Here is a 22572-nt window from a genome sequence, read left to right on the forward strand (position 1 = left end):
CCCAGTCGCCTGCCTGACTTTTCTTATATGTGAAAAGTTCAGAGACGTGAAGTATACCAGCGTGCGGCCGCTGGCAAGCTACAGCCTTGCCGCAGCCCTATCTGCGCCTTCACGCAGGGCGGCGAGCTTCATCCAGGTCACGGCGGGATCGATTTTGCCGTAGCCAGCGAAGGTCCCGAAACCGCAGTCGGTGCTGGCGATCACGCGCTCCGGACCAACGATCCCGGCGAATCGCTCGATCCGCTGGGCGATCAACTCGGGGTGCTCCAGATAGTTGGAGCAGGTGTCGATCAGGCCAGGCGCCAGGATCTTGTCGTCGGGCAGGTTCGCGTCGCGCCAGACGATCCACTCGTGCTCGTGCCGGGGGTTGGCGGCCTCGAACAGGATTGTCGAGGGCCGGGCCTTCAGAATGATCGACAGGATCCGCTCCAGCGGGATGTCGTGGTCGTGGGGGCCTTCGTAGTTCCCCCAGCAGATGTGCATCCGCATCTGCTCAGGCGCGATGTTGGCGGTCGCGGCGTTCAGGGCCTCGACGTTGACCTCTATGGTCTTCAGGAAGCCCGCCTCGTCCATGTCCTGGTAGCCGGTGTGGCGCGACATCGCGAGGTCGGGACAGTCCAGCTGCAGCTCGAAGCCCGCGTCTGCAATCGCCTCGTATTCCGGCCGCATGGCGTCCGACAGGTCGGCCAGATAGGCCTCGTGGCTCGGATAGAAGGCGTTGGGCTGGAATGCCGTGATCAGGCCGGGCGAGGCGGCGTTCATGAAGGCGCGGACACCCTGGCCGTGCTGATCCAGCGCCGAGCGGAACCGCCGGATGTCGTCGTGCAGCGGCTGAAGGTTCACCAGCCTGACCTCGCCGATGCACGAGGCGCGGGTGAACTCCTGGGCGCCCATGATGCCGGCTAGCTTCTCGCGGAACTCCGGCAGGGGCGCGAGGTCGAGCGCGGGCTTCCTGGGGCTATGGCCGCCGAAGCCGGACAGGCGTTCGATGATGTAGGTCGAATAGCCGACCTTCCCGAGCTCGCCGTCGCTGATGACCGTGACGCCGGCCTCGACCTGCTTCTTCACTGCCTCGTCCACGGCTTGCTGGACCACGCGGTCGAAGGCCTCGGCGTCGTAGGGCTCGCCGTGGTCGCGGGCCAGCAGCAGCGGCGTCAGCTCGGGGCCGCGCGGCAGGCTGCCGACGTGGGTGGTGGCGATGCTCACAGCCATTCTTCGCTCCAGTACAGGCGCATGGGGTTGTCGATCAGGAGCTTGCGTTGAAGCTCCGGCGTCGGTGCGATGCGGGGAATCATGTCGACCAGGGCCCCGTCGTCGGGGATGCGGCTTTCCATGTTCGGATGAGGCCAGTCGGTGCCCCACAGGCAGCGGTCGGGATAGGCCTCTACCAACGGCCGGACGGCCTCGGCGAAGTCGTCCCAGGGTGGTGCTTCGGACAGGCGGTCGGGGCAGGTGGCCTTGAAGTGAGTATCCGGCCTGCTGTCGAGCAGGGCGCGGAAGGCGCGCATGTCGGGGCCGTCCGGTCCCAGGCTCACGTCCGGGCGGCCCATGTGATCGACGACGACCGGGACGGGCAGGGCGTCGAGGAAGGGGCGAAGCTCGTGCAGGATGTCGGCCTCGAAGTAGACGACGACATGCCACCCGGCGGGCAGCCGGCCAGCCACCTCCAGGAACCTGTCCTTCGGCGCGTCGTCGACCAGCCGCTTCAGGAAGTTGAATCGCACGCCCCGGATGCCGCCGTCGTGGAGCGCTTGAAGATCTTCGTCCGAGATCGCGGGATCGACCACGGCCACGCCGCGCGCCAGGCCGTTCGAGGCGGCGATGGCGTTCAGCGTGGCCGCATTGTCCGTTCCGTGGCAGCTGGCCTGGACGATGACGTTGCGGGTCAGGCCCAGATGGTCGCGCAGCGCGAACAGGGCGTCCGGTCCGGCATCCTGCGGGTGGTACTTGGCCTTGGGGCTGAAGGGAAAGCGGTCGGCGGGGCCGAAGACGTGGCAGTGGGCGTCCACCGCGCCGGGCGGCGGGCTGAACCTCGGGACCGAGGGTTCCAGCGTCCAGCTGCGGACCCGGCCTTGGGCGTCCGTGCTCATCCGAAGACCACTCCGTCCATGAGTTTGCGCGCCGTACGGAGCAGGGCGGCAGAGACGACCGCGCCCGCGTCGTCCGTCTCCAGGACGCAGGTCATCTCGCCGGTGGGATGCTCGACCGACAGGGTCTTGCGGCGGCCGTCGGGAACCTCGGCCACTTCGGCAGCCGGCGAGCCTTTCAACAGGCAGGCCGTCGCGACGCTGACCGCGCCCAGGACGCCGACGCTGGCATGCGCCCGCTTGGGGATGAAGCTGCGGACCGTGACCGCGCCGCCGTTCCGGGGCGGGGCGACCAGCATCATCTTCGGCACCGAAAGGTCGGCCACATCGCCGAGGTTCATCATCGGCCCGGCCTTGAGGCGGATGGCCTCGATCCTGGCCTTGACGGCGTCTGCGGCGTCCAGCGTCTCGCGGTCCTCGTAGCCCGTGGCCCCGACCGCGTCGGCGCGCATGACGATGCAGGGCATGCCGTTGTCGATCAGGGTGCAGGCCACGCCGTCGATGACATCGACCGCGTTTCCGGTGGGGAGCAGCGCGCCGCAAGACGATCCGGCAGTGTCGCGGAACTCCAGAGGTACAGGCGCGGCCGTTCCCGGCACGCCGTCGATCCTTGCCGAGCCCTCATAGGTGACGCGTCCCCCCGGCGTGGCCACCATGGCGACCGCCGTCTGGCCTGTGTTGACCATGAAGATGGAGACCGGCGTCTCGCTATCGTTTGCCTGGACCAGCCCGCGCTCGATGGCGAAGGGTCCGACGCCCGCCAGCATGTTCCCGCAGTTCTGGGCATCGGTGACGATGGCCTGATCCACGAAGACCTGAAGGAACAGATAGTCTACGTCAGCGCCTTCGCGAGCCGAGCGCGACACCATCGCGACCTTGGACGTCAGGGGGTCGGCGCCGCCCATGCCGTCGATCTGGCGCGGATCGGGCGAGCCCATGACGCGCAGCAGAAAGGCGTCGCGCGCGGCGGTGTCGGCGGGCAGGTCCTCGGCGAGAAAGAAGGCCCCCTTGGAGGTGCCGCCGCGCATCCACAGGCAGCGGACGCCCTCACTCATAGCGCAGGCCCATCGCCTCCAGCTTTCCGCGCATGTCGTAGATGTCGAGGCCGAGCTCGCCGGCCGCCAGCCGCTCGCGCTTGGACGCCTCATTGGCCTCCCGCGCCAGCCCTTTCTCCAGCACCGAGGCCGCGTCCGTGCGGCGGACCACGCAGACGCCGTCGTCGTCGGCCACGATGACGTCGCCGGCCTCGATCGCCGCCCCGGCGCAGACGATGGGCACATTCACGTCGCCCAGCGTCGCCTTGACCGTCCCCTGCGCGAACACGGCCTTCGACCAGACCGGAAAGCCCATCTCGGTCAGGTCGCGCACGTCGCGCACGCCCGCGTCGATCACCAGCCCCCGGCACCCCCGCGCCTGCGCCGACGTCGCCAGCAGATCGCCGAAGTAGCCGTCCGAACAGGGCGAGGTGGGCGCCAGCACCAGGATGTCGCCAGCTTGCAGTTGCTCGATGGCGACATGCAGCATCCAGTTGTCGCCGGGCGGGGCCGAGATGGTCACGGCCGATCCGGCGATCCGCGCGCCGGGATAGATGGGCCGCATGTGGGGGGCGAGCAGGCCGATGCGCCCTTGCGCCTCGTGCACCGTGGCGACGCCCAGCCGGGCGAGGCCGTCGATCACGGCGGCGTCCGCGCGCGCGACCTTGGTCACAACCCGACCCGCCATTGATGCCTCCCTTTCGCTCGCCCCGCTCATGGCGGGGGGGAGGGGCAGGGGGAATTCGCATTTGCGCCGGGCCGATAAGATTTTACGATAGGTCATGAGCGACCTGTCGCCGTTAGATCTGAACCTGCGCCACCTGCGTGCCCTGTCGGTGGTGATCGCTCGCGGCAGCATGAGCCGGGCGGCCGAGACCGTGGGCCTGTCGCAACCGGCGCTGACGCAGGGCTTGGCCAAGCTGGAGCGGGCGCTCGATGTGCGTCTGCTGACGCGCCAGCCGGACGGCGTGCGCCCGACCGAGGCCGGGCAGGTGCTGGCCGAGCGGGCTGACCGGGCCTTCCACCACATCGCCGAGGCCGCGCGTCAGGCAGGACGCAGCGGCTTCGCCCGGCCCGAACGGCTGGTGACGGCGACGCAGCTCAGGGCTTTCCTCGCCTTGGCGGACGCCGGTTCGTTCACGGCGGCGGCGCGGGCGACGGGATTGTCTCAGCCCGGCCTGCACGCGGCCGTGCGAGACCTGGAGCAGATCTGCGCCGTACCGATCGTGGAGCGTCAGGGACGCGGTGTCGTCCTGACCCGCGCGGGGCGAAGGTTGGCGCGCGGCGCGCGGCTGGCGCGGTCGGAGATCGCCTCGGCTTTGGCGGAGTTGCGGCCCGGCGCGGGCGGCGACCTCAATCGCATCACGGTCGGGGCCATGCCGCTGTCGCGCGCCGTGCTTCTGCCGCGCGCGGTGGCCGGGATGGTGGCCGAAGAGCCGGGTTTCGTGGTCGACATCGTCGACGGGGCCTGGCGCGAACTGGTCGAGCCCCTGCGCGACGGCGTCATCGACGTCATGGTCGGCGCCCTGCGCGACGAGGTCTCGGCCGATCTGGTGCAGAGGCCGCTGCTGGAAGACCGGTTGATGGTCGTGGGCCGAAAGGGCCACCCGCTGGCCGGGGTGGCGAGGCCCAGCCGGGAGGCGTTGGCGGCCTATCCCTGGGTGATCGGACGGCCGGGTTCGCCATTGCGGCTGCTCTGGCAGACCCTGTTCGCCGATGGTCCGACGCCCGCCGCGCCGGTGGAGTGCGGCTCGGTCACGGCGATCCGGGGCATCCTCCGCCAGAGCGATCTCCTGACCCTGCTGTCCCGCGACCAAGTGGCGCTGGAGATCGAGGCCGGCGTCCTCACACCCATCGGTCCGTCGCTTAGCCAGACCAGCCGGACCATCGGCCTGACCACGCGGGCGGACTGGCGGCCGACACCGACGCAGGCCCAGTTCCTTGCGCGGCTCGAACAGGCGGCAGCTTCCATTCAGGAAAATGAATAGCCTTCGACCCATAGTGATTTGCGGATCGTGTGCCTCGCCGCGATAGGTCCGCCCATGACGCAGCGCCTCGCCTTCATCGGCTTCGGGGAAGCGGCCTCGGCCTTCGCCGAGGGCTGGAGCGGCGTGTCCGCCCGCGCGTATGACCGGAAGACCGAGGCGGCCGGGACCCGTGCGGGCAAGTTGGCCGACTACGAGCGGTTCCGCGTCGCGGGATGTTCGACCCTCCTTCAGGCGTTGTCGGACGCGCCTCTGATCCTGTCGCTGGTGACGGCGGATCAGGCGCTCGCCGCCGCACGATCCGCCGCCGCAGTCATCACGCCGGGCGCGCTCTACTGCGACATGAACAGCGTCGCGCCCGAGACCAAGCGCGTCGCGGCCGAAGCCGTCGAGGATGCGGGCGGTCGCTATGTCGATGTCGCGGTCATGGCCCCGGTCCACCCCAAGCGTCGTGCAGTCCCTCTGCTGATCTCTGGTCCGCATGCGGCGGAGGCGGCGCATGGCCTGACCGCGCTGGGCTTCGTCAACATCCAGATGCTGGACGGACCCGTCGGCACGGCGGCGGCGGTGAAGATGATCCGCTCGGTGATGGTCAAGGGGATGGAGGCCCTGTCGGCCGAATGCATTCTGGCCGCCGACCGGGCGGGCGTGACCGACGCGGTGATCGCCTCGCTGGACGCCAGTTCGCCGGGCGCCGATTGGCGCGGACGTTTCGACTACAACCTCGACCGCATCCTGATCCACGGCGTGCGCCGCGCCGCCGAGATGGAGGAATCCGCGAAGACTCTGGAAGGGCTCGGCGTCGAACCCCGCATGACGCGCGGTACGATCGCGATTCAGCGCGACCTCGGCGCGCGCGGCCTCGGCTCGCCGGACGGCCTAGAGGCCAAGCTGGAGCTGCTCGCTGGCGCGCCGGCTCAGGAGGCCGCTGCATGAGCCTGATCATCGACTGCCATGGCCACTACACCACCGCCCCGCCCCAGCACGACGCCTGGCGCGACGCCCAGAAGGCCGCGTTCAAGGCCGGCGAGGCCCCGCCGCCCTATCCCGAAATCACCGACGACGAGATCCGCGAGACGATCGAGGTCAACCAGCTGCGACTGCTGAAGGAGCGCGGCGCGGACATGACGATCTTCAGCCCGCGGGCCTCGACCATGGCCCACCACGTCGGCGACGAGGCGGTGTCGACCGTCTGGGCGCGGGCGTCCAACGACCTGATCGCGCGGGTCTGCGGCCTGTATCCCGAGACCTTCGCCGGGGTCTGCATGCTGCCGCAGAGCCCCAAGGCCGACCTGACCGGCTCCATCGCCGAGCTGCGCCGCTGCGTCGAGGAACTGGGCTTCATCGGCTGCAACCTGAACCCCGATCCTGGCGGCGGCCACTTCACCGCCCCGCCCCTGACGGACCGGTTCTGGTATCCCTTCTACGAGGCGATGGTGGAGCTGGACGTCCCGGCCATGATCCACGTCTCGGGGTCCTGCAATCCGGGCCTGCACGCGACCGGCGCCTTCTACATCGCCGCCGACACCATCGCCTTCATGCAGCTGATCCAGGGCGACCTGTTCCGGGATTTCCCGACGCTGAGGCTCATCATCCCGCACGGGGGAGGGGCCGTGCCCTATCACTGGGGGCGGTATCGCGGGCTGGCGGACATGCTGAAGCAGCCGCCGCTGGATCAACACCTGATGGACAACGTCTTCTTCGACACCTGCGTCTATCACCAGCCGGGCATCGACCTGCTGACCACCGTCATCGAGACACCCAACATCCTGTTCGGATCGGAGATGGTCGGGGCCGTGCGCGGTATCGATCCGCAGACCGGGCACTACTTCGACGACACCAAGCGCTACATCGACAACGCGCCCATCACGGCCGAGCAGCGCCACGCCATCTTCGAGGGCAACGCCCGGCGCGTCTTCCCCCGCCTCGACGCCAAGCTGAAGGAGAGAGGGCTATGACCACGCCCCGCGACATCCACGCCTATCTGGCGGAGTTCGAGGACATCCCCGGCACCCGTGTCTTCACCGCCGCGCGCGCGCGTCAGGGCTATCACCTGAACCAGTTCGCCATGAGCCTGATGAAGGCCGAGAACCGCGAGGCCTTCAAGGCCGACGAGCGGGCCTATCTGGACCGCTGGCCCATGACGGAAGAGCAGAAGCAAGCGGTTCTGGACCGCGACTTCAACCGCTGTTTGGAGCTGGGCGGCAACATCTACTTCCTGGCCAAGCTGTTTTCGACCGACGGCAAGAGCTTCGCCCAGGCCGTCTCGACCATGACCGACATGAGCTTCGAGGACTACACCGCCATGATGATCGCCGGGGGCCGGTCGCCCGTGGGCGTCCGCTCGATCAAGGAGAAATACTGATGGCCCGCATCACCGCAGGCGTGGCCTGCAGCCACATCCCGGCGCTGGGCGTCGCGGTCGACTTCGACAAGACCGAGGAAGCCTACTGGAAGCCTGCCTTCGCCGGCTTCGACTGGACCCGCGCGTGGGAAAAGGCCGAGAAGCCCGACGTCGTCATCCTGGTCTACAACGACCATGCGACGGCGTTTGACATGAAGTTCATCCCGACCTTCGCCATCGGTTGCGCGGAGACTTTCACGCCTGCCGACGAGGGCTGGGGCCCGCGCCAGGTGCCGGTCGTGGAGGGCCATCCGGATCTGGCCTGGCACATCGCCCAGAGCTGCATCCTGGACGAGTTCGACATGACCATCATCAACGAGATGGAGGTCGACCACGGCCTGACCGTCCCGCTGTCGATGATGTTCGGCAAGGTCGACAAGTGGCCGTGCAAGGTCATCCCCGTGGCCGTCAACGTCGTCACCTATCCGCCGCCCTCGGGTAATCGCTGTTGGGCGCTAGGCGAGGCCATCCGCCGGGCCGTCGAGAGCTATCCGGAAGACCTGAACGTCCAGGTCTGGGGCACGGGCGGCATGAGCCACCAGCTGCAGGGACCGCGCGCCGGTCTGATCAACAAGGAGTGGGACAACCGCTTCCTGGATCAGCTGTCGGGCTCGACCGATGCGCTGCGTCACATCCCGCACATCGAGTATCTGCGCGAGACGGGGTCCGAGGGTATCGAGATGGTCATGTGGCTGATCATGCGCGGAGCGATGGGCAAGACGACCGAACAACTGCACCGCCACTATCATGTGCCGGCGTCGAACACCGCCGTAGGCCACATCGTGCTGCGGCCGGTCGATGAGGCCACAGCCGCAAACGACGTCGGAGCCGCCGCATGAAGATCGCGCTCGCCGGCGCCGGGGCCTTCGGCGAAAAGCATCTGGACGCGCTCGCCCGCATCGAGGGCGTCGAGGTCGTAAGCCTTATCGGCCGCGCGCTGGAGGCCACGCAGAAGGTCGCCGACAAATACGGCATCGCCCACGTCACGACCGAACTGGACGAGGCCCTGGCCAAGCCCGAGATCGACGCCGTCATCCTGGCCACCCCGACGCAGCTGCATGCGTCCCAGGCCATCGCCTGCATGAACGCGGGTAAGCATGTGCAGGTCGAGATCCCGCTGGCCGACAGCCTGGCCGACGCCGAGGCCGTGAACGACAAGCAGCGCGAGACCGGCCTCGTCGCCATGGTCGGCCACACTCGCCGCTTCAATCCCAGCCATCAGTACATCCACAACCGCATCCGATCGGGCGCGCTCTCGGTCCAGCAGATGGACGTGCAGACCTATTTCTTCCGCCGGACCAACATCAACGCCAAGGGCGAGCCGCGCTCCTGGACCGATCACCTGCTGTGGCATCACGCGGCCCACACGGTCGACCTGTTCGCCTGGCAGGCTGGCCCGATCGTGGACGCTCATGCCATGCAGGGGCCGATCCATCCGGACCTGGGCATCGCCATGGACATGTCGATCCAGATGAAGGCCGAGAGCGGCGCGATCTGCACCTTGTCGCTCAGCTTCAACAACGACGGTCCTCTGGGCACCTTCTTCCGCTACATCTGCGACAACGGCACCTTTATCGCCCGCTACGACGACCTGGTCACGGGCCGCGAGGAGCCGGTCGACCTGACCGGCGTGGCGGTGTCGTCGAACGGCATTGAGCTTCAGGACCGCGAGTTCGTCGCCGCCATCCGCGAGGGCCGCGAACCCAGGGCCAGCGTGGCGCAGGTCCTGCCCTGCTATCGCGTGCTGGGTTCGCTGGAGACGCAGCTGGCTGGCTGAAGAGCGATGGCCTTGCTATCGGTTCATCGCGAACGGGCGTCCGACCTGAGCGCGAGGCCCGGCGTCGGGTTCTCCAAAAAGCTGAGCTCATGGCGGAGCAGTCCCGATAGACCGATGCGAGCCCATCAGCGGACGCGACGCACCCCCATGATGACAGTAGCCCCGAGGATCGCCAGAACAGAGCCACACAGGTAGATGACGGGCAGTCGGGCCCCTGAGCCCAGGATCATCAGTCCAATCGCCGGCGCTAGGATCTGGGCACCGGTGTTGGCCGCGTTCAGCAGGCCTAGGTCGCTTCCGGTTCTGTCAGGAGCCGGCAGTACGCTCGCGGCAAGAGCCAGTTCGGTCACGCCATAAGCGCCGATCCCGATGCCGAACAGCGTCTGGGCAACCAAGGGGCCCGGCCATGAGGGGAAGCACCCAAGCACCAGGGCACCGGATGCGATAAGGGCTGCGCCGGTGAATACAACGATCTTCCGACGCCCCAGTCTGTCCGAGAGACGCCCCGCGGCCAGACCCGTGATCACGGATAGGACTGTGGAGAGAGCGAGCAGACCACTGACAATCGTTTCCGGCCTGCGGTTTGGCGCTGAGCCGAGAACCTCGCCCTCCTGGCCAATCAGGTACAGCAGGTAGAGAACATTCAGTGCGACCGCCGTTTGTACCAGCAGACGGGAAACGAAGGTTGCGACGAAATCCCGATCGGCGAAAGCGTTCAGAGAGAGCGATCCCGGTACCGCGGATTGGGCGGTCTGGAGTGGATTTGTCGCGTTCCAGACGATGAAGGGCATCACTAGGGCAATCGTGATCGCCATGACGACCGTCATTCGAGATGCCGCTTCCGTGAGCCAAAGGCCGATCACGACGGCCCCGCAGAGACTGGCAAGCGGGAAGGCCAGGCCCGCGAATCCGGCCACGAAACCTCGCCGATGTTCGGGGACCCGCTCGGCTAGGGTCGCGGCGAGCGGATTCAGCATGAAGTTCAAGCCGACTTGCAGGATGAGGACCGCGGTCAACAGTTCGCCCGCGCTCCCCGACCGATGGATTAGGATGTAGCTCAGGGCGGTGGCGATCAGACCTACCGTGATCCAGACAGACCTTCCGCCCGGCCAGCGGCGCGTGCGATCTCCGAGAAACCCTGCGAACACCCCTGAAATGCTCGCTGTAACCGATCCCCAGAGTGCGACCTGACTTAGCAACTTTCCGGGGGCCGACGGGTCGATCACGGCCGCTTTCAACGGCAACAGCAAGGTCAGGAGCGGGATAAAGGCGATGTAGGTCCCCACCTGGGCCATGGCATAGATTGCGACAAACGCCGGACTCGGCGTCCCTCTTATTCCATTGGCGCTGGTGTCTTCGCTTGGACTCATGGGCGGGACAATGACGAGCGCAGGTCGCACTGTCATCGCGCAAAAAAGAAGCGGCTCCTCCCCAACGGAAGGAGCCGCCTGAAGGCCGCTCAGGAGATTGGCGGATCAGTACTGGACGCGAACCCGAGCGCCGAATGTGCGCGGACGAGTAAAGAAGCGGGTGTTGTCGAACTGGGTGATGATGATCGCTGCCTCGTGGATCTCGTCCGTCAGGTTGTTGACGTAGGCCTCGAAGCGCAGTCGGCCATCGCCAGGAGGCGTCCAGCCGAAACCGGCGTCGAAGGTCCAGTAGCCATCGACGTGGTCGTCGAGACGGCGCCGAGGATTGTTGGGCTGCTGGAAGTCTTCGCCATTGAAGATGGTGGTGAAGAAGTCCGAGCGATATCCCGCCGAGATCACGTAGTCGAACTGCCCCATGGTCTCGGTTGGGAAGGCTTGGGTGAAGTTCATGTTGAACTGCCACTCGGGCGTGCGGGGCAGCGTCTTGCCTTCGATCGACTGGAACACGGCCTCGGTCGGCGAGACGTCCGCTTGGAAGCGGAAGTCCTGGATCGGCTCAGCTTCGGTGACTTCCGCCTTCAGATACAGGAGGTTGAAGTCCAGCCCGATGTTCCAGGGAAGGTCGATGCCACCGTCGAACTGCGCGCCGTAGATGCGGGAGGATGCGGCGTTGTAGGAATAGGACACGACCAGGGCGAGCGACGAATCCGTCGGCACGGGAACGTTTTGCGGCCCGCCCAGGAAGTCCACGATCTGGGCGACCGACAGAAGCGAGGTCAGGACCTGGTCTTCATAGTCGTTGTAGAACAGCGAGGCGTTCAGTCGCGCCCGCAGGTCGCCGACGTAGAACTCGTTCTTGGACCCCAGCTCGTAGAGCGTGACGGACTCGGCATCGTAGGTGGGAGCGAGGCCCGCATTGCCGATGTTGTCGTTGAAGCCGCCAGACTTGTTGCCCGTCGAGATCAGGCCATAGATCAGGTTGTCCGGCGTGATGTCGTACTCGGCCCGGATGCGCCAGTCGACGAAGTCGATCTCGCTCTCGCCAACCTGCTGGAAGATCTGCCCGGCGAACGGAACGGCATAGGTGAGCCGACCGTCGGCGGCGCAGTTCCAGAAGTCTCCCGTTATGGTGTCGAGGCAAGCGGGGCGGTTCGGCGCTCCGCCCGGCACAGGTCCGTTGCGGAAGATGTCATCGACGTTGTCGCGCGCTCCGAACCGGCTCACGCCGTTGAAGTAGAAGTTGAGGATTTCCTGCTCCGAAATCGATCCGTTGCCGTCGGTGTCCGGATTGAAGATCGTGCGGTTCCGGCCGGCGAACTCGAACCCTTCGGTGCCGACACGCACACCGCCGCAGCAGTTGAAGTCCCCGGCACCCAGGGCGAAACCGTAGCGCGCGGCGACGCCCCTACGGCTCTTCTCATCCTCGGTGTAACGCAGGCCAGCAGTGATCCGGAACCGATCGGTGACGCTGTAGGTCGTGTCGGCAAAGAGCGCATAGGACGAGGTGTCCACGTCGGGCATGTTGAACTCGACGCCCTGGAAGAACAGGCCCCGATCTCCGGTCGAGCCGAGGAAGGCGTACTGGTCTTCCTCGAAGTAGAAGGCACCGACGCTCCAGATCCATGGGCCTTCGTTATCGTAGAAACGCAGTTCGTGCGTCTTGGACTGGCTGTCCGTGATCGACTGGAACTGGGAGAAGTTGTCCAGGGTTTCCTGGATGCCGCCCGGACCGGTCAGGTTCTGAAGCACGCCGGGATAGAAGGGCGAGAGCGGCGTGGCCGCCCGATAGTCATAAACGAGGTCTCGGTAGCTCGCCGTATACTCGATGTCGAACAGGTCGCCGTCATAGCGGATGTTGGCCCGGGCACCCCAGTGGCGGGTGTTCAGGTCTGGTGCCTGCGCGCGGGCGATGACTCGACGCGGATCCTCGATGTCGTCCGGATCAATGCCATTGCCGAGCGGGTTGGCGTAGTTGGTGCCAGTGTAGCCCGTTCCGGTTTCGCGGATGTAGTCGGCACCCAGCAGAATCGACAGGCGGCTGGTCGGCTCCCAGAGAAACTGGATTCGTCCGGCGTCATTGTTTTCGGCCTCTGCGACCCCGACGCCGGCCGGGCCGACATCCTCGTAGTAGCTGTCATGTTCGAGGTGATAGCCAGCGATACGAACGGCAGCGGTTTCGCCTATGGGAATGTTGACCATCCCCTGGAAGGCGCGCTGCTGATAGTTGCCGATCTCGAACTCGGCTGCCGCATCCCAGATGTTGAGGCCGGGCTTCCAGGTGACGATGTTGACGGTGCCGGCTGTGGCGTTGCGTCCCCGCAGCGTGCCTTGCGGTCCGATGTTCACTTCGACCCGCTGAATGTCGAAGAAGGCCGAACCGATCCCGGCCGGACGCGGCAGATAGACACCATCGTAGTGGGTCGCTGCGGCGGGGTCGCCGAGCTCGGTGTTGTTGGAGGAGCCAACGCCCCGGATGTAGATTTCGATGTTGCCGCCGTTGTTGGCGACAGACAGGCCGGGCACGCGGCCTTCGAGGTCCGCGATATCCTGCACGCCGACGGCTCGCAAATCCTCTCCGGAAAGAGCGACGGCCGTACCTGCGTAGTTCTGTAGGCTTTGCTCGCGACGCTCCACCGTGACCACGATCTCTCCGAGATCGGTGGCGTCTTCGTCGTCCTGGGGAGCGGGCGGGGTCGCCGTCTGGGCTAGCGCCAGACTGGGAACCGCCAGCATGAATGCCGCGCCGCACAACAGCGCCGTCTTGCGATAGGCCATAGGTCGTCCTCCCGACGCGGATCGTTGATCTTCCGCTTGCCATCAATGCGCCATTGTTTGACAACGTTGTCAACATCGCTTTTCGACTGGCCGGACAGCGTAGACATGGTGCAACACCGTATCCGGCGAACGGGCGAATGGCGGAGCCCCGACTGCACGGCCCTGGCATGGAGAGGAGCGGATGGCAAAGGTGACGATCCGCCATGTCGCGGAGGCCGCCGGGGTCGCGGTCAAGACCGTGTCTCGCGTCATGAACGACGAGCCAAACGTCACGCGCGATGTTCGGGAACGGGTCATGCGTGCGGTCGAGGCGCTGGGTTATGTGCCGAGCATGGCCGCGCGACGCATGGGCGGGCGGCGATCCTATCTGCTGGTGGCGCTCAATGACCGGGAGAACACGATCAACAACTGGCGGAGCGGTCGCGGGAACGACTGGATCGACCAGATGCTGCATGGTGCCATGCTGGCCTGTGAGGCGCAGGGGTACCGGCTCTTGTTCGAGCTTGTATCCGCCGAGGCGAAGGACCTGGATCGCCGAGTGATGGCGATCCTGTCGGCCCTGCAGCCCGATGGGATCATCCTGACGCCCCCTCACTCGCAGAACCTCGCGCTTGTCGAGATGCTGGGCCGGCGAAATCTTCCTGTGGTTCGGATGGGCGTCCGGGCGGAAGGCGTGGCCTATGGCGTGTACATGAATGACCGCGCCGCCGCCGAGAAGGCCGTGGAGCACCTGCTGGAGTTGGGGCATCAGCGGATTGGCTTCATCGAGGGCAGCCCCAGGTTCGAGGCCAGCCGTCAGCGGTTGGAAGGCTACAAGTCCGCCCTGACCCGTTCCGGCCATGCGATCGACGACGCCTTGATCGTCCCTGGCGATTTCACGTTTGAGAGCGGCGTCGTGGCGGCCGAGCGACTGTTGGCGCTGTCACCTCCACCCACCGCGATCCTGGCCAGCAATGACGAGATGGCCTTGGCAACGCTCCACGTCGCGTCGCGGCTGGGGCTGCGCGTGCCGGAACTCTCCCTCGTCAGCTTCGACGATACGCCAGGGGTGCGCCTGAGCGTGCCCGGGCTGACCAGTATTCGCCAACCCATCTCGGAAATGGCGGGCAGGGCCGCCGAACTCCTGATCGAGGCGAGCCGGACGGGTGAGCATGCGCCTCACGACGAAGAACTGCCCTTCAGACTGGAGGTCCGGGGTTCGACCGCCCCGAGGGTTCAGGGCTGATCAGAGGCGCAGGTCGAGCCATTCGCCGGCGACAGCCGGATATCCTCGATCGATACGGTTGCCTCAGCCTGCGCGGTGAGGATCCAGACGCGATCCACCCCCGTCAGTCCGCCGACGCCTCCGGCGAAACAGTTCAGGGGGGCCCTGAAGGTCGACCATCCGCTGGCGTCGGCCAGAGGCAAGACACCGTTGCCGAGGCCGACCGTCAAATCGTCCGACGAGCCGGCGTCGACGCGATACCGGAACGACAGAGCCAGCCCCTCGTAATCCTGCCTTCCGAAATCGACCGCAGGTCCGGTGACGATGGCCTGGCCTGGGCCGCCAAAGGTGATCCGACGTGCCGACTCCTGGCCCTCGCCATCCACCGGGGTGACGGTGACACGATTGCGGGGACTGACACCTCGGGCACCATCGGCGATGCGGGCCTCGCCACCATCATCGCGCACCACGAGCGACCATGGCGTGACAAAGCGCCCATCTGCGAAGAAGCGTGTCGTGCCAGCCTGAAACCCTTCCTGGACCTCCGCCAGCAGGGGCGTCTGGATCGCATCTGCATAGGTCAGGCCGAAGCCGTAGGCGAACTGTGGATCGTAGTCTACGGCTCCCCGGTTCTGGGGTGGCTGATCGGGTCGGCGCGGCCAGCTGAACGACAGGCTTCCGCGAAAGTCATGACGCGGCCGTCCGTCGGCCCCGGCGACAATCACATCCGCAATGCCTCCACCCTCGGATCCTGGCAACCAGGCTGCGACGAAGGCATCGGAAGCATTGATCTCGGGGTTAACATAGAGCGGCCTGCCGGACAGGAAAACCGAGACCGTCGGGATGCCTTCGGCGCGGAAGCGGCGAAGCATCGCCAGCGGACCCTGCGGTCTGAAGTCGAGGTCGGAAAGGTCGCCCTGGAATTCAGCGTAGGGTTCCTCTCCAAACACGACGATCGCCACATCGGGACGCTGTTCGAACATCCCGTTAGGGCTGAGCTCGGCGGTCCCCCCGCTAGCCGTGACCGCCTCTCTCAGGCCTTCCCAGATGGATTGCGCGTTGGGGAAATCGGCGCGGGTATTGCCGGTTCCTTGCCAGGTGATGGTCCAGCCTCCCGCCGCCTGACCGATGTCGTCGGCCACGCCCGCGACGCCGACGCGCGCTCCGGGTTGAATCGGCAGGATGCTGTTGTTGTTCTTGAGCAGGACCAGAGACTGCCGCACGGCTTCGCGGGCCAGCGCGCGATGGTCTGGAGACCCAAGCACCTCCAGCCTGCCCTCGACGGGTCGAGCTTGCTCGAACACTCCCGCCTTGACCTTGACCAGCAGGATCCGGCGTACGGCCTCATCCAGCCGTGCCAGCGGGATCTCTCCCGATCGAACCTGAGACAAGGTGTTCTCGTAGAGTGGCCGCCAGCTGTCCGGTGCCATGAACATATCGATCCCGGCATTGAACGCGGCGGGACAGCTCTCGTTGGTGCAGCCCGGGATCTGGCCATGGGCGTTCCAGTCGCCGACCACGAAGCCGTCAAAGCCGAGCGGCCCGCGCAAGACGTCTGTCAGAAGGTCGGCGTTGGCTGTGTGCTTGACGCCGTTCCAGCTCGAGAAGCTGGCCATGATGGTCAGAATGCCCGCGTTGATGGCGGGGGGATAGCCAGCGGCGTGGATGTCGATCAGTTCGCGTTCGCTGATCCGGGCGTCGCCTTGATCCGTGCCGTTCTCCGTGCCGCCATCGGCGAGGTAATGCTTGGCGGAACCCGCGATCCGCCCGGGAGCCAACTGTCCCGCCCCCAGGGCACCTTGCAGGCCCAGGGTCATTCGGCCGGCATATGCGGCCGTGACTTCCGGGTCCTCGGAGTAGCCCTCATAGGTTCGGCCCCATCGGTCATCTCGGGGCACGGCCACGGTCGGACCAAACGTCCAGTCGGCACCGGTCGCGGCGACCTCCAGAGCCGTCGCCTGACCAATGCGTTCGATCAGGTCCGGATTGCGCGCCGCACCCAGGCCAATGTTGTGAGGAAACAGGGTCGCGCCGACGACATTGTTATGGCCATGAACCGCGTCGATGCCAAACAGCAGCGGTACCCTCGCACCTGGCCTTGCCGCGGCGGCGGCGCGGAACTGGCGCGCCAGATCGACCCAGGCCTGCGCGGGAGCCCTCTCATCGCCTCCAGGAGCCGAGTTGCCGCCAGCGAGAATGGATCCCAGGGGGTAGGTCGCGAGATCCTCTGGCGTGATCGATCCGATATCGGCCTGGATGACCTGCCCGACCTTCTCCTCCAGGGTCAGGCGCGAGAGAAGGGCCTCGACGAAGGCCATGCTTTCGGCATCTGTCATGACCGCCGGGCTAGCGGCCCTGGGCCAGTTCGCGAGGTCAACCGTAGCGCTCTCTTGCGCCGAAGCGATTTGCGGGGCCAGCAGGCTGATCGTGAACAGGGCGGTCGCCGTGCGCCGCTGCCAGGTTCGGGGTGCGGTCGATTTGACCATCGGCGTTCTCCCTCAGTGCGTCTCGCCAAGAGGTGTCTGTTATTGACAACGTTGTCAAATCTGGATGCCTTTGCGGTTCTCTCGCGAAGGTGATGGAGGCCGGGATGAGCAAATTGGTGTGGCCTGTGGCGATCGCGGTCGCGTGGGTCCTGTGCATAGGTTCCGCGTCCGCTCAGGACGATATGCTCGACGGTTACCGTCTGGTCTGGAACGACGAGTTCAACGTCGACGGTCTGCCCGATCCGACACGCTGGACTTATGACGTCGAGCGCAACCGGGACGGCTGGTACAATAACGAGCTTCAGTATTACGCCGCCGATCGGCCCGAGAACGCCAGGGTCGAAAATGGCTATCTGATCATCGAGGCGCGCCGAGAGCGCCTCGATCCGGCGGTCTTCAGCGACTGGGGTGGTCAGGACTACACGTCGGCTCGTCTCATTTCGCGCGGGCGGGGCGAGTGGACCTACGGCTTCTATGAGGTGCGCGCCAAAGTGCCGTGCGGCCGAGGCACGTGGCCGGCGATCTGGTTGCTGCCTGTCGCGTCGGCGGAATGGCCTGCAGGCGGCGAGATCGACATTATGGAGCATGTCGGACATGCCCGGGGCGAGATTCACGGCACCGTACATACGACCCGCTACAATCACACCCAGGGCACAGAACGCGGGGGACGCAGGCGGGTCCGCGACGCCTGTGACGCCTTTCACCGCTACCAGGTCCTGTGGACGCCAGAGGGCATCAACTTCGGTGTGGACGATGTCGGCTACTATCGCTTTCGAAACGACGGTCGAAACGACCCCGCCACCTGGCCGTTCGATTCGCCATTCTACATGATCCTGAATCTGGCTGTCGGCGGCGACTGGGGGGGTGCCGAGGGTGTTGACGAACGTGCGTTTCCGCAAAGATTGGAGATTGACTACGTGAGGGTCTTCTCACGCTGAGCAAGGGGTGCGGCTGAACTCCAAAATCGTCCGACGAGGAAGCTCTCCGAGTACTTCCCTGTTCTCAGGGATCGCGGCTGGTCACAGGAAAGGGACCCGTCTCGCGCGCGGCAGCGACGAAGCCGGCATATTGGCTGGGTCAGGGGCGGACGAGCGACCGCAGATACCGCAAGTGTGTCTTCTGTTTCGGGCAAGTTGCTGTAACGACGGAGTATTTCGCTATGGGCAGGGCCCATTGATGTGAGGCTCGCGATCTGATCGAGGCTCTTGAGGTGCTTGGATCATGAGTGACCTGTTTTCGCTGACGACGAGCACATGGCTCGGGTGGAAGCCTGTTTCCCGAAGAGCCGCGGCAGGCCCAGGGTCGATGATCGCCGCGTCCTGAGCGGGATCATCCTTGTCAATCGCAACAGCCTTCGCTGGCGCGACGCGCCGGCGGCCTACGGTCGTCACAAGACGCTCTACAAGGGCTGGAAGCGGTGGAGCGAGGCGGGCGTCTTTTTTCCGGATGATGGAGGCCCTGCAGGCCAAGAGCCTCACGCCCTGCATCCCTTGCCGCAAATCCAGAACCGATCCCGTCCGCCCCCGGCAAGCGCCGCTACAAACGCCGTAACCGGATCGAGATTATGTTCAGTCGGCTCAAAGACTGGCGATGCGTAGCAACACGGTACGACCAATGGCGACCGCCTTCCTGTCCGCCGTCGCCCTCGTAGCTACCGTTCTTTTCTGGCTGTGAGTCCTGACCCCAAGTTGTCAGTCCCGATTTGGCCATGCCAGCGAGGCTGGGGCCCGGACAGGGACCGGCAATCAGTCTGAGGTGACAGGGCCGGCTGGCTGCATTGCGTCTGATGCAGGTGTGTTGCAAATGGACGCGATGACGCAATCAAGATACAAAGAGTATATTATGTAGTTCTAGTGCATCAATTGCGCTCATGTAATAGAATATGTCGTGTCTAAATCGTGACGTAAATCCATAAATACAATAACACGAGTGATGGCAGTCTATCTGTCTTGGTGGGGCCTGGATAATGTCTCTGTTGGAACGGCGTCGGCTCTTTCGGCGCCGGGGAGGCTTGGTTCGGTCAAGGGGATCCCGCGGCGCTCTGTGCTGGGGGTCGTCGGGCCGGGGTCTCGCAAGAACAGGATCGACTCCGAATGACACGTCCCCTCACGCGTTCACGTCTGTTGGCCACGACCGTTATCGCCGGATTGTCTCTGGCTGCGCTGTCGGTCGCCGCACCGGCCCGGGCCCAGGAGGCACCGGAGCCGGACCAGGGTGCCGTGGTCGACGACATCGTGGTCACGGGATCGCGTATCCGCCGCAGCGCGACCAATGCGCCGACGCCGCTGATCCAGCTCACCCGAGAAGAACTCGACAACTCCGGCGAGGCCAATGTCGTGGACTACCTCGCCGACGTTCCGGCCCTGACCTTTTCGACGGTGCCCGAGGACACGACCGGAACCGGCCTGAACGACGGCGGTCTATCCCTGCTCAATCTGCGTGGCCTTGGCGCAGCCCGCACACTGACGCTGGTCGACGGGCGTCGCCATGTGGGATCCCTGCCCAACTCGCTCGCGGTGGATATTGACACCATCCCCCGCCTGCTGATCGAGTCGGTCGAGATCATCACTGGCGGCGCGGCTTCGGTTTACGGTGCCGATGCGGTTTCCGGGGTGGTCAACTTTATTCTTAAGGACGACTTCGAGGGCCTTGAGGTCGACGCCTCGTACGCCCAGGTCAACCAAGACGGCCAGGCCAGCCAGCGCCTTTCGGTCTTGTGGGGTGGCAACTTCCTCGATGACACCCTGAACGTCTATGCGACCGGGGAGTATCAGCGCAATGACGAGACTCTGGACCGTGATCTGGACTGGCTGCGGGAAGGTTGGGGGCTGTTGGCTGTCGACGCCGACCCCAGCACCGCGCCCGATGACGGCGTGCGCGACCAGGTATTGGTGAGGGATCTGAGAACCTTCATCCGCGGCACGCCGTTCGGCGGCATCACCATCTTGGCCACGGGTGTGCAACCGTCACCCGCGAGCGATCCGGACATTCCGTTCGGCACCTGCTCGGCCACGACCTTCGCCGCAGGCTGCTTCTCGATTGCGCCGTCCAACAATCCCAACAACAGTTTCCTCTATAACGCTCAGGGGCAGACCATGCCCCTGGTGTTCGGCGACATCCGCCAGGGCACCGGTTTCAGCCGGACCCAGTCCAACGGCGGCAACGGTCAGGAAGCCAATACCGACCAGGCCGGTGCCAGTCGCCTGCCGGAATCCGAGGCCTATCGTTTCCAGACTGGCTTCACGTGGGCGCTCTCTGATCGGGTCGAGCTGTTCGGGGAGGCCAAGTACGCCGAGGAGGAAACCTTCGACGCCAGCCAGAGAACTTTCTTCGACTTCAATATTCGGGCGCTTCCAGCGGGCCAGATGGGACGCGTCACGGCATCTAACGCCTTCGAGATCGGCATCGACAACGCCTATCTGCCAGCCAATGTCCGGACGGCCATCCAGAACAATGTCAGAACGATCTACAACTCGGCCGGCCAGGTGACGGGAACGGTCGCCGACCCGCGGGCCCAGCACAAACTCTATCCCACCAGCCGCTCGCAGCTGAACAACCGGGATCTGCAACGCTATGTGCTGGGTCTCCGGGGAGAGGCCGGCGACGTCGGCTTCATCCGTAATCTCAACTGGGAGGTTGGCTACACCTACGGGGAGATGAACAACACCAACCGCGAAACCGGAACAGACAACATCCGCGTCCAGGCCGCAGCCGACGCCGTGGTCGACGCGGCCGGGATCGTCAACGGCCGGCCTGGAGAGATTGTCTGCCGGGTCCAGCTGCTCGCGGCCCAGGGGACTCCAGCCGCGCCGGCTGCGGGCGTTTACTCCTACGGGGGTGCCACGACCACCGACTGCGTCCCAATCCGCATCTTTGGAGAGGGCGGCATCTCGGAGGAAGCGCTGGCCTACCTCAACACCAGTGTCACGGTCAGCGACCAGAACCGGCAGCAGGATTTCCTTGCCTTCGCTTCAGGCGAACTGTGGGACTTCTGGGGTGCCGGACCGATCGGCTTCGCGGTCGGCGTGGAAAGCCGTAAGGAATCGACCAGCGGCGTCGGTCGAGATCGCGACACGGCCGGCCGGCTGCTCTTCCTGAACGGTAGCCCGGACTTCGATCCGGTGTCCTATGAGACCCGCGAGGCCTTCATCGAACTGCGCCTGCCGTTGTTCCGCGACAGCTGGCTCGGCCGCTCGGCCGAGATCAGCGGCTCCTACCGGACTTCGGACTATTCCTCGATCGGACTGCAGGACACATATTCCATCCAGGCCTCTTGGAGGCCGATCGACGACTTCCTGTTCCGGGCGACCCAGAACACCTCGATCCGCGTCCCCGATCTGGGCGAGCTGTTCGATCCGGGCGGCGAGACCTTCGTCAACTTCACAGACCCTTGCGCGATCACGGTCATCCAGAACACCGCGGATGCCACCATCCGGGCGAACCGCGTTGCGAACTGCACGGCGCTTGCCAATGCGGCGGGTCTGAACTTCAACTTCAACCCGGCCAATGCGACTGCGCCGAACTCCTTCACACCTGTCTACGGGACCGGAGGAATCTCGGGCAACAACGGAGGCAACCCCTTCCTGGCGGCCGAGACGTCTGAATCAAACTCCTTTTCGGTGGTGTGGACGCCTTCGGTCTTCCCGAACTTTTCGCTCGTGCTCGACTACTTCAATATCGAGATCGACGACGCCATCTCCACGGTCGGTGCACAGCAGGCGGTGAACCAGTGCGTGGCCGGTGCGGTCTTGAACACCAACGCCTGCGCGACGATTTTCCGGGATCCCAATACCTTCTTGATCAACGGCTTCATTCAAAGCTCGCTCAACTACGCCAAGTTGACGGCCGAGGGCGTCGACTTCGCTGCTCGCTACCGGCATGACCTGGAAAACGTCTTTGGGCGTGATCTCGGACGCCTCGACTGGAACCTGCGGGGCACCTGGACAATCGAGCAGCACGACTTCGTCAACATCGACGATCCCTCGGACTTCGATGCGAACGAAGGCAAGTACGTGCTTAACGGTGTCCTCCAGAATCTGTCCAGGGTCCGTTACCTCTCCACCCTAAACTGGTCGCCAAACCCGCGGCTGAGCGTGATCTGGGACTGGGACTGGCAGTCGAGCCAGGAAATCCTCAGCGCCCGCAACTTCGTGGTGAATGCGGACATCTACGATCCGGATTTCCGCGAAACGGGGGCCTTCAGTCAGCACGACTTCACGGTGCGCTACAATCTGCGGGACGACATCGTCCTGCGGGCTGGCGTGGTGAATGCGTTTGATGAAGAGCCCGCGCGCCACCTGGGACGCACCACGGCGGACGCCTTCGACCTGTTCGGCCGTCGCTACTTCGTCGGTGTGAACGCCCGCTTCTAGTCGCCTCGTCCCCCGGGACCGTCTTGCCGCCGCTGTCGAACGACAGCGGCGGCTTTGTCGTGCGCCGTGCGCGTGGTC

General features: G+C 65.4%; 16 protein-coding genes and 1 pseudogene. 10 read left to right on the forward strand and 7 right to left on the reverse strand.

The genetic code is table 11. The features are described 5' to 3' along the window. Positions 1-78 precede the first annotated feature (78 nt). From IP78_RS00135 to IP78_RS00150, 4 genes are read right to left on the reverse strand one after another with little or no spacing between them, the layout of a single operon-like run. The gene (locus IP78_RS00135) at positions 79-1212 is read right to left on the reverse strand and encodes a cobalamin-independent methionine synthase II family protein (RefSeq protein WP_197272340.1); all 1134 of its coding nucleotides are present in this window, start codon (positions 1210-1212) and stop codon (positions 79-81) included. After that, the gene (locus tag IP78_RS00140; protein ID WP_054109687.1) at positions 1203-2090 is read right to left on the reverse strand and encodes an amidohydrolase family protein; all 888 of its coding nucleotides are present in this window, start codon (positions 2088-2090) and stop codon (positions 1203-1205) included. Before IP78_RS00140 ends, IP78_RS00135 begins: the two co-directional genes overlap by 10 nt. After that, positions 2087-3142, reverse strand: a complete 1056-nt coding sequence (locus IP78_RS00145; RefSeq protein ID WP_054109688.1) for a 4-oxalomesaconate tautomerase — start codon at positions 3140-3142, stop codon at positions 2087-2089. Before IP78_RS00145 ends, IP78_RS00140 begins: the two co-directional genes overlap by 4 nt. Next, positions 3135-3809, reverse strand: a complete 675-nt coding sequence (locus IP78_RS00150) for a 4-carboxy-4-hydroxy-2-oxoadipate aldolase/oxaloacetate decarboxylase (RefSeq protein WP_054109689.1) — start codon at positions 3807-3809, stop codon at positions 3135-3137. Before IP78_RS00150 ends, IP78_RS00145 begins: the two co-directional genes overlap by 8 nt. Before the next feature lie 94 nt (positions 3810-3903). Between IP78_RS00150 and IP78_RS00155 the strand changes: the two genes are divergently transcribed. From IP78_RS00155 to IP78_RS00180, 6 genes are read left to right on the forward strand one after another with little or no spacing between them, the layout of a single operon-like run. Further along, on the forward strand, positions 3904-5109 hold the full coding sequence (locus tag IP78_RS00155; RefSeq protein ID WP_054109690.1) for a LysR family transcriptional regulator: 1206 nt from the start codon (positions 3904-3906) through the stop codon (positions 5107-5109). A gap of 54 nt (positions 5110-5163) precedes the next feature. After that, positions 5164-6042, forward strand: a complete 879-nt coding sequence (locus IP78_RS00160; RefSeq protein WP_054109691.1) for an NAD(P)-dependent oxidoreductase — start codon at positions 5164-5166, stop codon at positions 6040-6042. Next, complete coding sequence (locus tag IP78_RS00165) at positions 6039-7064, forward strand: amidohydrolase family protein (protein WP_054109692.1); 1026 nt, start codon at positions 6039-6041, stop codon at positions 7062-7064. Before IP78_RS00160 ends, IP78_RS00165 begins: the two co-directional genes overlap by 4 nt. Then, positions 7061-7471, forward strand: coding sequence for a protocatechuate 4,5-dioxygenase subunit alpha (ligA, locus tag IP78_RS00170; RefSeq protein ID WP_054109693.1), 411 nt, complete (start codon positions 7061-7063; stop codon positions 7469-7471). The genes IP78_RS00165 and ligA overlap by 4 nt, the downstream gene beginning before the upstream one ends. Then, positions 7471-8349, forward strand: a complete 879-nt coding sequence (locus IP78_RS00175) for a class III extradiol dioxygenase subunit beta (RefSeq protein ID WP_054109694.1) — start codon at positions 7471-7473, stop codon at positions 8347-8349. Before ligA ends, IP78_RS00175 begins: the two co-directional genes overlap by 1 nt. Continuing rightward, positions 8346-9287, forward strand: coding sequence for a Gfo/Idh/MocA family oxidoreductase (locus tag IP78_RS00180; protein ID WP_054109695.1), 942 nt, complete (start codon positions 8346-8348; stop codon positions 9285-9287). Before IP78_RS00175 ends, IP78_RS00180 begins: the two co-directional genes overlap by 4 nt. A gap of 125 nt (positions 9288-9412) precedes the next feature. Here IP78_RS00180 and IP78_RS00185 read toward each other — a convergent pair whose 3' ends face one another. Together IP78_RS00185 and IP78_RS00190 are read right to left on the reverse strand one after the other, a co-directional pair. Beyond that, the gene (locus IP78_RS00185) at positions 9413-10582 is read right to left on the reverse strand and encodes an MFS transporter (protein ID WP_054109696.1); all 1170 of its coding nucleotides are present in this window, start codon (positions 10580-10582) and stop codon (positions 9413-9415) included. Positions 10583-10762: 180 nt separating this feature from the next. Then, entirely contained in the window at positions 10763-13432 is a 2670-nt protein-coding gene (locus IP78_RS00190; protein WP_054109697.1) for a TonB-dependent receptor, read from the reverse strand. Between the two features lie 181 nt (positions 13433-13613). Between IP78_RS00190 and IP78_RS00195 the strand changes: the two genes are divergently transcribed. After that, complete coding sequence (locus IP78_RS00195) at positions 13614-14657, forward strand: LacI family DNA-binding transcriptional regulator (protein ID WP_054109698.1); 1044 nt, start codon at positions 13614-13616, stop codon at positions 14655-14657. Here IP78_RS00195 and IP78_RS00200 read toward each other — a convergent pair. Beyond that, a complete protein-coding gene (locus IP78_RS00200) occupies positions 14648-17122 on the reverse strand; it encodes a glycoside hydrolase family 3 protein (protein WP_054109699.1) in 2475 nt (824 codons plus the stop codon). The two genes, IP78_RS00195 and IP78_RS00200, sit on opposite strands and share 10 nt — an antisense overlap. Positions 17123-17226: 104 nt before the next feature. On the opposite strand from IP78_RS00200, the gene IP78_RS00205 reads away from it, so the two are divergent. From IP78_RS00205 to IP78_RS00210, 3 genes and pseudogenes are all read left to right on the forward strand, one after another. Continuing rightward, a complete protein-coding gene (locus tag IP78_RS00205) occupies positions 17227-18060 on the forward strand; it encodes a family 16 glycosylhydrolase (RefSeq protein ID WP_054109703.1) in 834 nt (277 codons plus the stop codon). A gap of 283 nt (positions 18061-18343) precedes the next feature. Beyond that, positions 18344-18796 (forward strand): annotated as a pseudogene (locus tag IP78_RS14885) (transposase). A gap of 419 nt (positions 18797-19215) precedes the next feature. Beyond that, positions 19216-22494 (forward strand): TonB-dependent receptor domain-containing protein, encoded by a 3279-nt coding sequence (locus IP78_RS00210; RefSeq protein ID WP_082384762.1) that lies wholly within the window; start codon positions 19216-19218, stop codon positions 22492-22494. Positions 22495-22572: the final 78 nt, after the last annotated feature.

It is taken from the genome of Brevundimonas sp. AAP58 (genome assembly GCF_001295975.1).
In the GTDB taxonomy this organism is placed as follows: domain Bacteria; phylum Pseudomonadota; class Alphaproteobacteria; order Caulobacterales; family Caulobacteraceae; genus Brevundimonas.

Coding starts and splice junctions, on each gene's coding strand:
- IP78_RS00135 (WP_197272340.1), bottom strand. CDS start 1,212: ATGGCTGTGAGCATCGCCACCACCCACGTCGGCAGCCTGCCGCGCGGC.
- IP78_RS00140 (WP_054109687.1), bottom strand. CDS start 2,090: ATGAGCACGGACGCCCAAGGCCGGGTCCGCAGCTGGACGCTGGAACCC.
- IP78_RS00145 (WP_054109688.1), bottom strand. CDS start 3,142: ATGAGTGAGGGCGTCCGCTGCCTGTGGATGCGCGGCGGCACCTCCAAG.
- IP78_RS00150 (WP_054109689.1), bottom strand. CDS start 3,809: ATGGCGGGTCGGGTTGTGACCAAGGTCGCGCGCGCGGACGCCGCCGTG.
- IP78_RS00155 (WP_054109690.1), top strand. CDS start 3,904: ATGAGCGACCTGTCGCCGTTAGATCTGAACCTGCGCCACCTGCGTGCC.
- IP78_RS00160 (WP_054109691.1), top strand. CDS start 5,164: ATGACGCAGCGCCTCGCCTTCATCGGCTTCGGGGAAGCGGCCTCGGCC.
- IP78_RS00165 (WP_054109692.1), top strand. CDS start 6,039: ATGAGCCTGATCATCGACTGCCATGGCCACTACACCACCGCCCCGCCC.
- ligA (WP_054109693.1), top strand. CDS start 7,061: ATGACCACGCCCCGCGACATCCACGCCTATCTGGCGGAGTTCGAGGAC.
- IP78_RS00175 (WP_054109694.1), top strand. CDS start 7,471: ATGGCCCGCATCACCGCAGGCGTGGCCTGCAGCCACATCCCGGCGCTG.
- IP78_RS00180 (WP_054109695.1), top strand. CDS start 8,346: ATGAAGATCGCGCTCGCCGGCGCCGGGGCCTTCGGCGAAAAGCATCTG.
- IP78_RS00185 (WP_054109696.1), bottom strand. CDS start 10,582: ATGGCCCAGGTGGGGACCTACATCGCCTTTATCCCGCTCCTGACCTTG.
- IP78_RS00190 (WP_054109697.1), bottom strand. CDS start 13,432: ATGGCCTATCGCAAGACGGCGCTGTTGTGCGGCGCGGCATTCATGCTG.
- IP78_RS00195 (WP_054109698.1), top strand. CDS start 13,614: ATGGCAAAGGTGACGATCCGCCATGTCGCGGAGGCCGCCGGGGTCGCG.
- IP78_RS00200 (WP_054109699.1), bottom strand. CDS start 17,122: ATGGTCAAATCGACCGCACCCCGAACCTGGCAGCGGCGCACGGCGACC.
- IP78_RS00205 (WP_054109703.1), top strand. CDS start 17,227: ATGAGCAAATTGGTGTGGCCTGTGGCGATCGCGGTCGCGTGGGTCCTG.
- IP78_RS00210 (WP_082384762.1), top strand. CDS start 19,216: ATGACACGTCCCCTCACGCGTTCACGTCTGTTGGCCACGACCGTTATC.